The organism is Pseudoalteromonas sp. NZS127 (assembly GCF_015864805.1).
Lineage (GTDB): Bacteria > Pseudomonadota > Gammaproteobacteria > Enterobacterales > Alteromonadaceae > Pseudoalteromonas > Pseudoalteromonas nigrifaciens.
In genome coordinates this window covers 24,216-39,740 of record NZ_JADYWN010000028.1, presented here as the reverse complement: position 1 = coordinate 39,740, position 15,525 = coordinate 24,216, and the positions used below count along the sequence as shown (strand labels likewise).

The 15,525-nt window shown below is 37.9% G+C and carries 15 protein-coding genes; 9 read left to right on the top strand and 6 right to left on the bottom strand.

Going from position 1 to position 15,525, the window contains the following annotated elements:
• The first annotated feature begins 86 nt into the window (after nucleotides 1-86).
• The gene (locus I6E78_RS17495; protein WP_231618037.1) at nucleotides 87-2,162 is read left to right on the top strand and encodes a methyl-accepting chemotaxis protein; all 2,076 of its coding nucleotides are present in this window, start codon (nucleotides 87-89) and stop codon (nucleotides 2,160-2,162) included.
• A gap of 83 nt (nucleotides 2,163-2,245) precedes the next feature.
• Here I6E78_RS17495 and I6E78_RS17490 read toward each other — a convergent pair whose 3' ends face one another.
• A complete protein-coding gene (locus tag I6E78_RS17490) occupies nucleotides 2,246-2,830 on the bottom strand; it encodes a TetR/AcrR family transcriptional regulator (protein WP_197183004.1) in 585 nt (194 codons plus the stop codon).
• Between the two features lie 110 nt (nucleotides 2,831-2,940).
• Here I6E78_RS17490 and I6E78_RS17485 point away from each other — a divergent pair, with 110 nt between their 5' ends.
• Complete coding sequence (locus I6E78_RS17485) at nucleotides 2,941-3,483, top strand: carboxymuconolactone decarboxylase family protein (protein ID WP_197183003.1); 543 nt, start codon at nucleotides 2,941-2,943, stop codon at nucleotides 3,481-3,483.
• 73 nt (nucleotides 3,484-3,556) lie between these two features.
• On the opposite strand, the gene I6E78_RS17480 is transcribed toward I6E78_RS17485, so the two are convergent.
• Nucleotides 3,557-4,084: a hypothetical protein gene (locus I6E78_RS17480; RefSeq protein ID WP_089369133.1), complete on the bottom strand. Its 528-nt coding sequence runs from the start codon at nucleotides 4,082-4,084 to the stop codon at nucleotides 3,557-3,559.
• Between the two features lie 61 nt (nucleotides 4,085-4,145).
• Here I6E78_RS17480 and I6E78_RS17475 point away from each other — a divergent pair, with 61 nt between their 5' ends.
• From I6E78_RS17475 to I6E78_RS17450, 6 genes are all read left to right on the top strand, one after another.
• On the top strand, nucleotides 4,146-4,508 hold the full coding sequence (locus I6E78_RS17475) for a DUF1294 domain-containing protein (protein ID WP_089369134.1): 363 nt from the start codon (nucleotides 4,146-4,148) through the stop codon (nucleotides 4,506-4,508).
• Between the two features lie 110 nt (nucleotides 4,509-4,618).
• Nucleotides 4,619-5,113, top strand: a complete 495-nt coding sequence (locus tag I6E78_RS17470) for a DsrE family protein (RefSeq protein ID WP_370446755.1) — start codon at nucleotides 4,619-4,621, stop codon at nucleotides 5,111-5,113.
• Nucleotides 5,113-5,736 (top strand): SGNH/GDSL hydrolase family protein, encoded by a 624-nt coding sequence (locus I6E78_RS17465; protein ID WP_089369136.1) that lies wholly within the window; start codon nucleotides 5,113-5,115, stop codon nucleotides 5,734-5,736. Before I6E78_RS17470 ends, I6E78_RS17465 begins: the two co-directional genes overlap by 1 nt.
• An 81-nt stretch (nucleotides 5,737-5,817) precedes the next feature.
• The gene (locus I6E78_RS17460; protein WP_231618035.1) at nucleotides 5,818-7,386 is read left to right on the top strand and encodes an EAL domain-containing protein; all 1,569 of its coding nucleotides are present in this window, start codon (nucleotides 5,818-5,820) and stop codon (nucleotides 7,384-7,386) included.
• 57 nt (nucleotides 7,387-7,443) lie between these two features.
• A complete protein-coding gene (locus I6E78_RS17455; protein ID WP_011329828.1) occupies nucleotides 7,444-7,965 on the top strand; it encodes a hypothetical protein in 522 nt (173 codons plus the stop codon).
• A gap of 271 nt (nucleotides 7,966-8,236) precedes the next feature.
• Nucleotides 8,237-8,926, top strand: a complete 690-nt coding sequence (locus tag I6E78_RS17450) for a response regulator transcription factor (protein ID WP_089369138.1) — start codon at nucleotides 8,237-8,239, stop codon at nucleotides 8,924-8,926.
• A gap of 52 nt (nucleotides 8,927-8,978) precedes the next feature.
• On the opposite strand, the gene I6E78_RS17445 is transcribed toward I6E78_RS17450, so the two are convergent.
• From I6E78_RS17445 to I6E78_RS17430, 4 genes are read right to left on the bottom strand one after another with little or no spacing between them, the layout of a single operon-like run.
• Nucleotides 8,979-9,752, bottom strand: a complete 774-nt coding sequence (locus tag I6E78_RS17445) for a CsgG/HfaB family protein (RefSeq protein ID WP_011329830.1) — start codon at nucleotides 9,750-9,752, stop codon at nucleotides 8,979-8,981.
• Nucleotides 9,752-10,162 (bottom strand): curli assembly protein CsgF, encoded by a 411-nt coding sequence (locus I6E78_RS17440; protein WP_011329831.1) that lies wholly within the window; start codon nucleotides 10,160-10,162, stop codon nucleotides 9,752-9,754. The genes I6E78_RS17445 and I6E78_RS17440 overlap by 1 nt, the downstream gene beginning before the upstream one ends.
• A 1-nt stretch (nucleotide 10,163) precedes the next feature.
• The gene (locus tag I6E78_RS17435; RefSeq protein WP_011329832.1) at nucleotides 10,164-10,565 is read right to left on the bottom strand and encodes a curli production assembly/transport protein CsgE; all 402 of its coding nucleotides are present in this window, start codon (nucleotides 10,563-10,565) and stop codon (nucleotides 10,164-10,166) included.
• Nucleotides 10,566-10,608: 43 nt separating this feature from the next.
• On the bottom strand, nucleotides 10,609-12,114 hold the full coding sequence (locus I6E78_RS17430; RefSeq protein WP_011329833.1) for a curlin: 1,506 nt from the start codon (nucleotides 12,112-12,114) through the stop codon (nucleotides 10,609-10,611).
• Between the two features lie 563 nt (nucleotides 12,115-12,677).
• Here I6E78_RS17430 and I6E78_RS17425 point away from each other — a divergent pair.
• Nucleotides 12,678-15,182, top strand: coding sequence for a S8 family serine peptidase (locus I6E78_RS17425; protein ID WP_197183002.1), 2,505 nt, complete (start codon nucleotides 12,678-12,680; stop codon nucleotides 15,180-15,182).
• Nucleotides 15,183-15,525: the final 343 nt, after the last annotated feature.

Genomic DNA, 15,525 nt, shown 5'->3' with positions numbered 1-15,525 from the left:
TGTCCCGTCTGTTAACATTAATCTTGGCATGTAGGTTCGGTGTAAAGTTTTCTGGCGAATTCAATTATACCTTATCTTCATGCTGTTTGTTTTTCATACCACAAAGATCAACACGCCCTAGTATTTTATGGTGGCAGTTATCATTAAGTAATAAAGATTTAGCGGCCAAGTCTGAAGAATATATAGTTGCTGAAGTAGAAGAAAAACTTAATGCAAACGCGGCTGTTTACGGTGAAAGAATAGCTGGGTTTATTAACGAAGCCTACCGAATTCCCTATACATTGGCAGCATTACTTAGCGACGCAGCCCAGCAAAATAGCTTAAACCGAGATACAGTGGTAAGTATTAACCACGCTATTATTGAAAAAAACACTCTTTTATCATCGGTTTACTCACAGTTTGAAGCCAACGCTTTTGACGGCCAAGACGCCTACTTTCAGCAAGGTTATAAACATTCTGTTGATGGTGCTGGCACACTTGAAGTATATATTACCCGCGACGAAAACGGTGTTATTGAACAGCAAAAAGTAGCTAACGCCGCAGATAAATACATTACAACACTTAACGAGTTTGGTATTCGAGAGGCACATTGGTATTTATGTGCTAAAGACACACTTAAGCCGTGTATTATGGAACCCTACCTATACGAAATTCCCTCTGGCGATTCGGTTATGCTAACGTCTTTAACAGTGCCTATTTTAAAATCAGGGCAGTTTATTGGTATTACTGGCGCTGACTTAACACTACCTACATTTCAAACCATGACAGAGCAGCTTTCTAAGCAACTTTATAATGGCAAAGCAAAAGTAACCTTGCTGAGTGATTTGGGGGTAGTGGTTGGTAGCAGCCATTATAAATCTAAATTAGGGCGTCCTTTTAAAGAAGCTGTTAACGCAGTAACGATTAATAATTTAGAAAAGCTAAAAGATCACAGTGGTATTTTTAAAGCTAACGATCAGTATTTAGTTAATTACCCAATTAATATTAAGCTTGCTAATAGGCAGTGGTCGTTAATTATAGAAGTACCAGCAGAGCTTGCACTGGCAGGGCCGCAAGCTCTTTCGCAAAACATGCAGCAAACTGCGCAGTCACTAGGGGTTATTATTTTAATAACCGGTTTAGCAATTGCAGTTGTTGCTTTTATTGTTATGAAGCTAGTTATTGGCAGTATTGTTGCTCCACTGCAGCAAATTCAGCAACGCGTTGATAACCTTGCCAGCTCAGAGGGCGACTTAACTCATACGCTGCATGTAGAGTCGCATGCAGAGCTAATTGCATTAGCCGATGGCTTTAATCGATTTTTAACTAAGCTTAGAGTGTTAATTGCACAGCTAAAAGATGTGTCTGATCAAACTAAGCAGCAAGGTGAAATTGCCCAGCATATTGCTATTGATACTAAACATAATGTACAGGCGCAGTTTCACGAAATTGAAAGCGTAGTTACCGCAATGAATGAAATGAGCGCAACTGCGCTTGAAGTTGCTCGCGCATCAGAACAATCGGCGCAACAAGCGGGTGAAATTAATAACTTAGTGGTAAGCAGTGAAACGAGTTTGTCATCAGCCATGAGCCAAGTTAAAACCATGTCTGAGGAAATCAAAGAAGCTAACCAAGCGGTGCAAAAAGTGGCGTCGCGCAGTAACGATATAACGCAAATTTTAGATGTGATTCGTACTATTTCAGAGCAAACCAATTTACTTGCGCTAAATGCTGCAATTGAAGCTGCACGAGCGGGTGATCATGGTCGAGGCTTTGCGGTTGTTGCAGACGAAGTGCGTGCACTGGCGTCAAAAACGCGCTCATCAACCGATGATATTAGTCGATTAATTGATAGCTTGTTGCTTGAAGTAGGTAATGCCTCAACGGTTATCGAAAAAGGCGTAGTGCGGGCACAAAGTGCAGTTGATGAAACTTCAGTAGCGTTTGATGCACTGCATAGCGTGGTAGTTAAAGTGGACGAAATTACTAATCAAATTACGCATATTGCTACCGCAGCCGAAGAGCAAAGCTTAGTGAGCGAAGAAATAAACCGTAATTTAACGCTGATATCAGACGCGGCTTCGCAGCTATCTGATTTATCTTTACAAGCAGGCGACAGCAGTGAAGTACTTAATAAATTAGTTGCGCAACAAGACTCAGAACTTAATAAGTTAAAAACGTAATAGTTATTTAGCACTGAGACAAAATAAAAACGGCAGTAATTTAAATTACTGCCGTTTTTGTTCAAATAACTAAAATGAGACGTTTATAAGCTTTTTATGATCTTAAACATTTGATCTATCATTGGCTGAGCCAGTGACTCAACACCCGGGCGATTAAAATAACCACGTAAACCAGTAAACTGCACTTCAAAAAAGCGTGCATACTCTTGCGCAGATATATTATTACTTAACTCATTTTTTGCTATTGCTTGTTCAAAAAGAACCGAAAGGTAGTTTTCAAATTTATCAATTAAATCTAAGCTTAGTTGAAATAAATTGCTGTCTTTATCTGCAAATTCACAGTTGGCCTTTACCAGCATACAAATAGCACTAGGCGCACTTTCTTTTTTTGTTATTACATTTTCAACAAAAGCGCGCAGCCCACCCAAAATAGTATCTGATGTGGATAGGCACTCTTTAATCTGGCTCTCCATTTGTACTGTGTAGTCTCGTAAAGACTCAATATAAAGCCCTTCCTTAGAGCCAAAAGCAGAGTAGATACTGCCAGGTCGCATATTAATAGCTTCTTGTAAATCACGCGTCGATGTTGCATGAAAACCCTTTTCCCAAAATAGCTGACTTGCAAGGCGGACAACTGTCTCACGCTCAAACTTAATCTTATTCGCCATCTCATTTCTCAATTATTTGAACACATGCTCAATTTTAACTTGAACAACTGCTCAAAATAAAATGGTATGTGTCTCGAAGTTAACTAACTAATTATTTATTGGAGCTAAACATGACAGAATTTACTTTATATACAGCAGAAAATGCACCTGAAGAATCAAAATCTCTTATGGCCGATTCAGTAGCTGCGTTTGGTATGGTACCGAACCTACATGCAGTAATGGCAGAAGCACCTACTTTACTTAAAGGTTATCAAGTACTGCATGAGCTGTTTCAAAACACGTCATTTAATGCTGAAGAATTAACGGTTGTATGGCAATCAATTAACGTTGAACATAACTGTCATTATTGTGTGCCAGCCCACAGTGCAATTGTAGCGTCAATGAAAGTTGATCAAGGTATTGTTGATTCGCTAGTAAATAAAACACCACTTGCTGATCCTAAGCTTGAAGCACTTCGTGAAACCACACTTGCAATGGCACGTGACCGCGGTGTGATAAGTGATGAGCAGATTGAAAAGTTTTTTGCAGCGGGTTATGGCAAGCAACAACTGCTTGAAATTATTGTAGGCTTATCGCAAAAAGTAATGAGTAACTACACTAACCACCTTGCAGATACGCCAGTTGATGAACCATTTAAAAAATTCATAAAGTAGTTTATAAATTCTAAGTAGTTATGAAAAAGGCAGCCTTGGCTGCCTTTTTCAATTAAATGTTGTTATAAACGCTTTATTGAAACTTAACCTGCTGGTTACTGCGTGTATAGGTTCGGGTTGCAGGTTTAGTCCACTCGCCTTTTTTTAAGTACGAGGTTGATACAATAAATTCATCACCTTTAATTTCGCTGGTAGACTTAACTTTAGTTATGCCTTCTTTATTTCCCGTTACTTCTTCATAGGCTACAAACTGAGTAGGGCTAAGTATCTTCATTGTGCCTTTAGTGTAAAACCCCGCCGTAGTGAAATAATAAAATACTAATGAGTCTTTTTTACTATCGTAAAATATCATCGACTCGCCGCCATACTCTCCTTCATTGATTGAATGTATAGTACGAATAGCTTTACCGTTTAAAGCCCGCTGCCATTTACTAATGTCTTGCTTTGGCTTTGCGCCTTCAGGGACTGTAAAATTAGCCTGCCATGTGCCTAAATATGGCTTAAATGCGCTGAGCTCTTTAGCTAAATCAGCTGGATGTGCATTTACAATGGTTGTAAATACAATGCAAAAGGTTAGTATCAGTGTTTTTAAATATGACATAATTACTGCCTAGTATAAGTGAATCTGGGTATGGCCTAGATACAGTATAGGTGAGAGTTACTTGATTAAAAAAGCATTATTACTTTTTTCGATTGGTTTTTTGTGTGTATTAACCGTAGGAGGGCTGTTTAGCTATTGGCCCACAATTGCCGCAAGTGTGTACGTAGTTATGAGTACAATTACCATTTTAGTTTATAAATGGGACAAACGTTTGGCCATGAGTAAAAAGCAGCCAGTGGTGAGAGTGCCTGAGCGAACTTTACACCTTTTAGCATTATTATGTGGCTGGCCGGGGGCGTTAATCGCTCAGCAATGGTTTAGGCATAAATCACAAAAGCGTATTTTTATAGCCGTACTTTGGCTCACCATAATTATTAACTGCAGTGCGTTATTTGGCGGCTACTATTATTGGCAACTAGGGTAAAACATTACTCGTAGATAGCTTAAAGTAGTTCAAAAAATGACTATTAATTAAAATATTAAAAATAAAAAGGAATAATATTAATGAAATCTTTTATTTTAGGTCTTGGCCTAATGTTTGTAAGCCTGCCAGTATTTGCGAATGACTTAGAGCCCGCAATAAAAGACTTTGGCTTTTTTTATAATGTACCCTCACATGCACCTATAACGCAAAACACACATTTTAAAATTGCCTTTGATGTTGGTAAAGGCGCGCAAAAAGGTGAGCAAAATAATGGTATGAATTCTTTAGCGCGGTTTATTAATATGCATATAGCACATGGTATTAAACCAGAAAATATAGAGCTGGCACTCGTAATACATGGCAGTGCAAGCGTAGATGTGCTTGATAATAATACATATAAAAACCGCTTTGAAGTCGATAACAAAAATCAAAGCTTAATTGAGCAATTACTTGTTAATAATACGGTGGTTTATGTATGTGGGCAGTCGGCCACGCACTATAAAGTAGCTCCTGAGCAGTTAATAAAAGGCGTAAAAATGTCGTTATCGGCAATGACAGCACATGCGCAGTTACAACAGCAGGGCTATACGCTAAACCCTTTTTAATGATAAAAAACATATTATGCTTTGGGGATTCCAATACTTGGGGTTTAAATCCGCAAACAGGAAAACGATTTAGTGCTACAGTGCGCTGGCCAGCGAAGCTTGCTGTAAAGTTAGGGGCTAATTTTACAATAATAGAAGCTGGGCAGCCTAACCGTGCTTTAGTAAACAACCCACCGTTTGCAGGTGAGTTATCGGGCGTAACTTATTTACAGTCTTACTTAAATGAACTTAAAATAGATTTAATTATTATAGATTTAGGTACTAACGATCTGAAAAATCGGTTTAGTTTAAATGCGCACGATATTGCCGCTGGGTTAACAGCATTAATAGATTCAATATTGAATTTTTATGAGCAAAGCAATGCGCCAGGCTCTCCAAAAATTTTAATACTTAGTCCCGCTCATGTACGAGAAGTCGGAAGTTACGCAGGCGTGTACAAAGGGGCAGAGCAAAAAGTAGTGCAATTAGCTGCAGCATTTGAAAATGTTGCTAGTATAAAACAATGCTCATTTTATGACTTGGCAAGGATTGTGAGTGTTTCAAATGAGGATGGTGTGCATTTAGACGAAAAACAGCATCAAAAAATTAGTGATGCATTAGAGGCGATTATTCGTGAGTTTTAATTTTTAAATATTTATTGTAAATATATTATCAGAAACTTGAATTTTCAGTTACTTATGTAATTATTAAAGGACTTTGCATAAATGGGGATACCTCAATTTACAATGAAACAGCATCCTAAAAAAATAATAGTAGTACTGCTATCAGGTGGATTTATATTTGCATTAGGTTGCTTTATTTTATTGTACTTTGCGGGTCAAAAATTAGTAGCGCAAACACATTCAGACTCACAATATTTACTCTCCCAAGTAGACGATGGTGTAGAGGAAAGCGTTCGTGTTTTAACTAAATTAAATAACCTAAATTTTACTACTTGTAACGAAGCGAATTTACTTGCTATGCGGCGGATGCTATTTGATGCCAAGTTTGCTATTGATATAGGCTACTTTAAAAATAATACATTAACCTGTACTACAGGTACTGGTATGCTTGAAAATCCTTTACCAGATAACCAACCAGATTATATTGTAAATAAAAATAAACCCTCACAAATAGGCATACGCTTTGAGCCTGAACTTTACTTATTACTCTTTACCGAGCGCCCACTAAAAGTACTAATTATTCGCCAAGGCAATTATAACCTCATACTAAAATCAGAAGTATTCGATCCTAAAATTATTGTAACGCCTAATTGGCAGGTTTTTTATAAAGAATCTGAAAACTTATTTCATTTAGCTGGGCAAACAGGGCTTCATAATAATATAAAAAGTAATGACTATTTACATTACGAAACGAATATAACGTGCAGTAATAATAATAGAAATTATTGTGTTGCCTTGTATTTGCCATGGGATGTATTTTTTACCGATAATCGTCAACTATTCATTATTTCGTTTATTTTAATTTGCTTGGTGAGTATTTCGTGTGGCTTATTAGTTGATGAGCACCTAACTACGCGCCGCTCAATTGTAAGCAGGATACGTAGGGGATTAAAGAGCGGTAATTTTTATTGGGTTTATCAGCCAATAGTTAATTTACAAAGCGGAAAAATAATTGGTTGCGAGGTACTTGCGCGCTTTAAAGATGATTACGGGGTGCTTACACCGGATCAATTTATTCCTATACTTAGACAAATTAATTTAACTTGGTCTTTTACCAAAATAATGATTAACACTGTACTTAATGAGTTAGAAAGTGCAGAGCAGTTACCAAGTGGATTTAAGGTGTCATTAAATATTTTTCCTTGTGATGTAGAGCAAGGGAATGTGTTGTCATTACCGAAAATAACCGGATTAATGCAATCTAAATTTGTAATTTGTTTAGAAATAACCGAAGACGAGTATTTAGATTCAACTATTGCTCATGGCTATTTTAAAACATTAATCGAGTCGGGTTTTCGCTTGTCGCTTGATGATTTTGGCACTGGGTATTCAAACCTAAAAAACTTACATAATTTGAGTTTCCATCAGCTTAAAATAGACCGTTCATTTGTACAAGACATAGCTACGGAAGGCTTAAAAGCCTCTATGATCCCTAATATTATGGAGTTGGTACATAAATTTGGTTATACCTGTGTGGCAGAGGGCATAGAAACAACAGAGCAAGAAGTCATTTTAAAAGAAGCAGGGGTACATTACGGGCAAGGCTGGAAGTATGGCCGGCCTATGCCTATTTTAGAATTTAAAGAGTATATAGCTAGATCGATAAAGTAACGCTTAGCGTATATAAAAGCACAGGTATTACTTTAAAAATTATAATTAGGATTTACTATGGCTAAATCAATACTCACTGCTTTTTTATTTATATTTTTAGCGGCATGTTCTACTCAGTACCCAAATCAGCAAGTAATTGGTAAACAATTTCCAACGATTGACGGCGAAAGTTTAACGCAAAATAAAGTGACTATTCCAAGCGATTTTAATGCAGATAAAACACTTTTGCTTATAGGCTATAAGCAAGATAGTCAGTTTGACATTGATCGCTGGTTAATTGGCTTAGATATGAGTGGTGTAGTTATTCCTACCTACGAACTACCCACTATTGCTGGTATGGCACCTCGCATGTTTAGTGCATTTATAGACAGTGGTATGCGCAAAGGAATTCCAAAAGAGCTTTGGGCTGGGGTAATCACTATTTATAAAGACGGCGAAAAAGTACAAAAATTTACTGGTAATCAAAATCCCAATAATACCCGTGTAGTCCTTATAAATAACAGCGGTAAAATACTTTATTTTTACGATAGAGGCTTTTCAGTTGATGCGTTAAATAAGTTAAAAGCGACTATAAACTAAATTTATTGATTGCTTTTGTTTTACAGCTTTATTCTAAATGACTATTACTAGTTTTCCTCTACTGATGTTAATTTTGGCTTCGTTAATTACGGTGTGTTATGCAATAAGTAATAGTTAGTTTGGGTTAAATAAATAGATACGTAAGGCAGCAAAGCATGCTTATCGTGAGCTGTAAAACAGGTGGTTAACAACTGTGAACGAATGTAAAAACTGTATTGTAAGTTGTTCAAAAATTAGGTAGTGTTACATAAGAATTCTAAGGAAGAGTTTTATGTTACAGCAATCAGCATTTATAAAAACAAATTTAAAATCATCGGCTTGCTCGTATAATTATCAAGATATTTTAAGAACTCTCCGAGCCTTATTCAACACTATAAATATGGATGATGCACTGCCAAACGTTGAGCAACGTTCACAATATACTTTGTATTTAATTGATGGCGCCACGCATAATTGGCACAACCTTGTACCTGCAGATTTAATCGCTTTAGCGAGGCAGTATAATGTGGTGATATTTAATGTTGAGCGTAAAGCAATATGTGAGAAAAACTTACTACTTAACCATGTTAATGGTGTGTTTTATAAATCGACGCCAAGTGAGGAAGTTTTTAAAGGTTTAGTTAAAATAAATGCAGGCGAATTATGGTTTACTAGAATGATACTCTCCCAAGCATTCAGCGACATTTTAGTTGCGACCTCTTCGTTTAGTAGTTTACACGAAGGCATAGAATTAAAGCAGGACGATTATCAACATTTAACTAAACGAGAGCGTTCAGTTATTCATCTTATCGCGCAGGGGGCGAGTAATAGTGTTATCGCAGATAAATTAAATATTAGCGATCATACAGTCAAAACTCATTTATACAGTGCATTTAAAAAAACAAGTTCTCGTAATAGGGTTGAGCTGGCCAACTGGGCGCAGCGTTACATATCGGTTTTATTACCAATGAGTAAACAATAATTACATACATTAAAAATGGCTACTTTAATAAGTAGCCATTTTTATTTGTTACTTAACTTGCTTTTTTAGCCCACAAGCCTTTATCAATACCTTTAGTTATAAGATCAGTGAGTGCTTTTTCAATTGCTTGAGTAACACAAATACTCATTGGCTCGTTATCACTATAACCTGCTTCTGCCTCGGCAAGGCGCTTATAACTTACATATCTAAAAAAGCCTGCACGCATCTCTTGGCTCAATACTTTTTTACTGGTTGCTACCGAGAGTAATACTTGCCCTGTACGTACGTCTACGGCACGTAAATAAATAGATATAGCATCTTCTCTATATAATTCAGATGCACCTATACCAAAGTACTCCATTCCTAGGCCACCGGTTTTTACATTGGTGTCATAACTAATAATACCGCCTTCTAAAATAATTTTAGCTGTTGTTAATGGCGGTAAATCGGCTTGATTTGGGTTTTCTGACTGGGCAGCACGAATGATTTTCCGCTCAGTTAGAATGTTTTGTAACCCTTCGCGCTCAACCGGTGTAAACCAATCTGATTCATGCAATGCCTGAATTAATATGGAATTAGCCCCTTGAGTAACTGCGGTTGAAAAAGAGCTAACATTCGTTTGCGGTTTGTATTGACCCGTTTGATCTCTAAATGAATAAACAGAGACGGGAATGCTGCCCATTGGCTTGGGTAAGTTTTTTAAATCAGCAAAAATCTCAGTAGGCTCTAAACTTATGGCTTTTTGTTGCGATGGCGGAATTAAATTTCCTATCGTTGTACAGCCCGTTAAAGTAAGTAATATTATTGTTATTAGCAGTTTATACATTATCCAAACCTCGGTACTTCGATGATTACAATGGTGCCATCTAGCATATTTGTTATTTTTACAGTAATAGTATCTGTGGTACTGGTGATCACTTCAATTTGGTAGTCACCACTCATAAATATAGAGTCTTGATTAAATATGCTGTCTTCAGAGTCTTCACCAAATGCCATATTGGTAATTTCTCTGACCATTCTATTTAGGTAAGTACGCTGTAAAGAGTCTTGAAATTGTTCTGCATAATCTCTTTCGATGACAGGTGCTTTGTGTTTGTTTTGCGCTTGAGCTTTACTCAACAACATATTTGCATTGAGTGGGTTGCCGCCAAAACTTGGGTTAATTGGGGTGTAAATTAATTCAGTTGCACTAGCTGAAAAGCTTAGAGTTATTATTATAAGTAGTATTTTATTCATTTTACCATCCGTTTACAGCCATATCGGGAGACGATACAGCCATGTTTGAGCGAGCCATTGCATCTATTACAATATAAACTGCTTGTTCAACGCGTTCGTCAAGAGGCTCTAACCTACGACCTAAATAAGTTGCATAAATAAGTTGGTTATTCATTATTAAAGAAAGCCTGGTGCCAGCCTTAGGTAGCACGGTTTCTTTTATTTCAATATTAAACCCCGCAGTTGAAGGTAAGTCTCTCCAGTAGTTTGAAAACTTGTAATAAAACTGATGGCCAAAACGGCTAATACTTCTATCGAGTAATAAGCCATCTATTTCTAGTTCATCATTTGCAAATGCTGCAGGTGAGAAGCACAGTAAAACTGATAGTAAGTAGCTAATATATATGCTTTTATTATTTTTCATATTATAAAAGGGGGGAAGTATACCTCCCCCCCCACCTTAGCAATTACATTTGCGTAACTGTAGCTGTATTTCCGTCACCAATTTGCGTAACAGATACCATGTTATTCGAGCCGATTATGCCGCCTTGAACAAGGTTATCGTTACCAATTTGATTAACAGTAAATGAAACATCCTCTCCAGCAATTAAAAAGGCTGACTGATCCATACCTGTAACCCAGTTTCCTTCACCTTCTTGTGAAATATCAATGCTATGGCCGCTACCTTCAACCATAATGTCAACTAAGTTGATTTCACCGGTTTGCGATATATCAATTCGGTTTGTATTACTATCTAATATACCAGCAAGAGTAACCATGGTTTCATTTGCTACACCACTTTGCATGATATCAATATTGTTATCATTAGAAGTTAGTGCCGTATTAGGGTAAGAAGACTCTACAACTGTTGTATTTTCGTCACCATTTTGAAATACATCTACATCGTTACCAGTACCATTAAAGTTAACCAGATGTGCGGCATTTAAATCACCAACTTGGTTAATTAAAAACTCATTATCTGAACCAATAACACCCATGTATGCTTCGTTCCCAAAGCCATTTTGAGTTGCAGTTAATTCGTTATTATCACCAATTAATTCAGCTGTAGCTGAGTTGAGAGTATCTAACTGAGTAATAGTAATTTCATTATTATTGCCTAAAAATAGAGCCGAATCTGCTGTATTGCTAGTACCTTCTTGATCAAGGTCTATTTCGTTATCACTACCAACAATAGCAGCAAAGTTAACTGCATTAGATTCACCATCTTGCTCAACTTTTAGCTCATTAGCATCACCCGATACATCGCTAAAGGTTGCTATGTTGCGCGAGCCATCTTGTTCAATATCAAGGTCGTTATCATTACCTTGTAAAGAATTGATTGTAAATGCGTTCCAATAAACCCCTGATTGCTCAATATCAATAGTATTTTGATCACCGGTTAATGACGTTATTTCAGCTTCGTGCCATTCACCAGTTTGTACTGCACTGATTTCGTTGGCATTACCTTGCATATCAAGGTTATAAAACCAATGGCCACCAGCACCCTGAGCTACATCAATCGTATTATCGTCACCCGTGATAATGTTTATAGCTTCGTTATTTACTAAAAAGCCAACACCCTCTTGGGCAACAACTAAAGAGTTGTAATCACCGGTTACTTGCGAGATTAAACCGTTAGCAACACCATCTTGAGAATACTCTTCTGTATTACTATTGCCCACAGTAGCAACGCCTGCGTAATTACCAGTTTGGTTTTGCGTAATTTCTGTGTAATTTTCATTACCATCAATGGTAGCAAGCATGGTGTTGTTATCACCTACTTGTACTAATAATGCATCGTTATTGTTGTTGTTTTGTATCAAAGTCATGTTATTTGATGCGCTCATTACAGAAATGGCCGTACCTATTTCTGAATTTGAGGCTGATTTAGTATCTGTATTTGCATAAGAAGCGAAGCTTGCACCCATTGCAACTGCAACTGCGCAGCTTAAAATTGATTTAGTTAATTTCATTATTTATTCTCCTTGAATAGTAAAAATAAAATACCTAGATATTATCTGTTTTAATTAGGTATTTTCTGTTTCAGCATGCCGTGCTGATATAATGTGTTGTGATCCACTTGATTACTTTTAAGTATGTAAAGTGTTAAGTATGACCAGCGCTCACTGCTTATTTGCATCTTAGATAAAGTACAAGCTGCTCACAGTGAAACAATAATCATGGTGTTAACTGTATTAGTTAATTTTAATTTGTTAAATCATCATTTTTTACCAATTTTAAAGCTCCTATATTTCATGTGCTTACGTGTGTTTTTTGTTTTTATTATGGTTTTATACAAAAAGCAGTAAAAAAGAAGGAGGTCTACACTTTTAACTTATTTAACAAGTTCGTAACAACGGCTGTATTTTATGTTTTTCCGATGAAAATCTAGTCAAAATGATTGGTTTTTGCTTTTCTTGCTTGTGTAATTTTATCTTTAGCTGTTTTCTAATAGCTTGCCATGTGATCCCTTGTACTGAAGTAGTAAATAAAATTACTTAGTGTTACTAAGTTAACCCAAACTATGGATAGAACAATGAAAACAAAATTATCTATTATTACACTTGCACTCCTACCTTGCTTAGCCGCCGCTAAAGTGCCCGATGTTGGTGTGATGCAACAACAAGATGCAGCGACTAGTGATTCTTTAATTGTTAAATATAAAAAAAATGCCACCCCAGCAATGCGAAAGCATGCAAGATCTTTAGTTAGAGCTAAAATTTCAGATTTAAATAATGATGAAATAGATGACAGCTATACCTCATTACTTTCAGGTCGCCTTGCTAAGTTTAAAGTAGCGGGCATGAGCACCAAAGAAGCGATTGAGCGCTTAAAGTCGCACCAAGCCATTGAATATGTAGAACCTGATTATAAAGTTAGTATTGCGAATGTACCCAATGATCCCCGTTTTGATGAACTTTGGGGCTTACATAATGTAGGCCAGTCAGGTGGTACCGTTGATGCAGATATTGATGCTCCAGAAGCATGGACTATTTCTATTGGTAGCCGAGATGTAGTGGTAGGTGTAATCGATACCGGTGTTGATTATAGCCATAATGACCTTGCAAGTAATATGTGGGTAAATACCGCTGAAATTGCAGGAGATGGTATCGATAACGACGGGAATGGTTACATAGATGACATTTATGGTATCAATGCAATTACTGATAGTGGCGATCCAATGGACGACCAAGGGCATGGTACTCATGTGTCAGGGACTATTGGTGCAAGTGGCAATGATGCGATCGGTGTTGTAGGGGTAAACCATGAAGTGTCTATTGTTGGCTGTAAATTTTTAGCTGCTGATGGCACGGGGAGTACTTCTGGGGCAATTAAATGTATTGATTATATGATTAGCCTTAAAAATTCAGGTGTTAACCTTCGTGTGCTAAACAATAGCTGGGGCGGCGGCGGGTTTAGCCAAGCACTTGCTGAAGCGATTGATGCAAGCGAAGCGGCGGATATACTTTTTGTAGCTGCGGCAGGTAACGATGCATTAGACAATGATCTTAACCCTCATTATCCATCAAGCTATGAGCACGATAGTATTTTATCTGTAGCAAGTACAGATCGTAATGATGCTATGTCGAGCTTTTCACAATGGGGCTTAACAAGTGTTGATTTAGGTGCCCCAGGTACTGCCATTTTATCTACTGTGCCAGGAAACGCTTATAGTAGTTACTCAGGCACCTCTATGGCAACGCCTCATGTTGCTGGTGCTGCAGCACTTGCTTTATCAGTTAACCCAGATCTAACAGCGTTAGAATTAAAAGAGTTATTAATGAGTAGCGGCGATGCTAACGCAGCACTACAGGCTAAAACGGTTGCTGGTACACGATTAAATGTAAACCAAGCGCTAATTGACGCAGATCCAACCCCAGGCTTTAAACTCAGCGTTAGCCCTTTGTCACAGGAGATCACTGCGGGTGAGTCAGCAAGCTATACGTTTAGTGTAGGCTCAATTGCCAATTGGGATGGTGATGTTGCGTTTGCATTGACAGGTAATTTAGATTCAGCGTCACTTTCACAAAACACTGCTCGCCCAGGTGAAGAAGTACAGTTAGTAGTACCTACCACTGAAGAGACGCAGTGGGGTGAATATGAGTTTACCGTTACAGCAACGTCGGATGATAGAGTTAAGGAAAGCACTGTAAAATTAATGGTTAAACCTATGGGGTTGAATGATTTTACTTACAGCAGTGATGAAAATATTGCTATTCCTGATAATGCGCCAGAAGGTGTAAGCTCTGTAATTACGATTGCAGATGAGTTAACCGTTTTTAATACAGTTGCCGATGTTAACATTAGTCATACTTGGTCTGGTGATTTAATTGTAAAGCTTATCTCAGCGCAAGGCACTACAATAACGTTACAAAATAAAGAGGGCGGTAGCTCAGATGATATTATTAAAAGCTTCACTTCAGATGCATTTAATGGCGAAGTAGCCACTGGCGATTGGGCATTACATGTACAAGACACCGCCGGTGCTGATACAGGTAATATAAATGGCTGGTCACTTACTTTAAGTGCAATTGGAGAGGTAAGCCCGCAACCACCACGTGCTAGTTTTAGCGTTGAAACACAAGGCTTAACGGCTTCGTTTACCGATAGTAGCACAGATGCTAATAACGATATTACACAGTGGCAGTGGAGCTTTGGTGATGGTGCTACATCAACCGATGCAAGCCCTGTGCATGCTTATGCAGTGGCGGGTAGCTATGAAGTTGAATTAACTGTTACCGACAGCGAAGGCAATACCAACGCATCAACTCAAACTGTAGTAGTGAGTGATGTAGAGATTGAGCTAAGCCTTAAGCGCGCTAATAAATCACGCTTAGGCACAATGCGTGTAGAGCTAAGTTGGCAGCAAGTGGGTGCTCAGTCATTAAATGTATATCGTAATGGCGAGTTAGTAGGCACAACCTCAGATAACGGTCGTTATCGTGATTATGTACGTGGTGCAACACTACCTGCGTACGACTATCAAGTGTGTGTAACTGAAAACGTGTGTTCAAACATAGTGACGGTAACTTTTAACTAATAAAATAGTTACCTATTAATATGACACAAGCCCAGCAATGCTGGGCTTTTTTGTTTGCCCAGCGAAGCTGGCAAACCCGATAGGCTGAAAGATGCCTTATCACCCTGACTAAGGGGAAGATAATCTGAATGGCAAGGGCGTCACTGGCCAACGGTGGGGTCTGAAGGAAGCCATAAGAAGTTAGAGGTACACAACAAACCGTAACCTGTTTCGGCAGTATTGGTGGGTCAGCGTGCAAAATAGCGCAACGCCCTATACTTAGTCAGACCAATACTGTGCTTGAGGGTGGGATTTCTAACAGGGAGCCAGTGCAGTAACTGGGGAAGCCTGGCATCTAAACTTA

Coding starts and splice junctions, on each gene's coding strand:
- I6E78_RS17490 (WP_197183004.1), bottom strand. CDS start 2,830: ATGGCGAATAAGATTAAGTTTGAGCGTGAGACAGTTGTCCGCCTTGCA.
- I6E78_RS17485 (WP_197183003.1), top strand. CDS start 2,941: ATGACAGAATTTACTTTATATACAGCAGAAAATGCACCTGAAGAATCA.
- I6E78_RS17480 (WP_089369133.1), bottom strand. CDS start 4,084: ATGTCATATTTAAAAACACTGATACTAACCTTTTGCATTGTATTTACA.
- I6E78_RS17470 (WP_370446755.1), top strand. CDS start 4,619: ATGTTTGTAAGCCTGCCAGTATTTGCGAATGACTTAGAGCCCGCAATA.
- I6E78_RS17465 (WP_089369136.1), top strand. CDS start 5,113: ATGATAAAAAACATATTATGCTTTGGGGATTCCAATACTTGGGGTTTA.
- I6E78_RS17460 (WP_231618035.1), top strand. CDS start 5,818: ATGGGGATACCTCAATTTACAATGAAACAGCATCCTAAAAAAATAATA.
- I6E78_RS17455 (WP_011329828.1), top strand. CDS start 7,444: ATGGCTAAATCAATACTCACTGCTTTTTTATTTATATTTTTAGCGGCA.
- I6E78_RS17450 (WP_089369138.1), top strand. CDS start 8,237: ATGTTACAGCAATCAGCATTTATAAAAACAAATTTAAAATCATCGGCT.
- I6E78_RS17445 (WP_011329830.1), bottom strand. CDS start 9,752: ATGTATAAACTGCTAATAACAATAATATTACTTACTTTAACGGGCTGT.
- I6E78_RS17440 (WP_011329831.1), bottom strand. CDS start 10,162: ATGAATAAAATACTACTTATAATAATAACTCTAAGCTTTTCAGCTAGT.
- I6E78_RS17435 (WP_011329832.1), bottom strand. CDS start 10,565: ATGAAAAATAATAAAAGCATATATATTAGCTACTTACTATCAGTTTTA.
- I6E78_RS17430 (WP_011329833.1), bottom strand. CDS start 12,114: ATGAAATTAACTAAATCAATTTTAAGCTGCGCAGTTGCAGTTGCAATG.
- I6E78_RS17425 (WP_197183002.1), top strand. CDS start 12,678: ATGAAAACAAAATTATCTATTATTACACTTGCACTCCTACCTTGCTTA.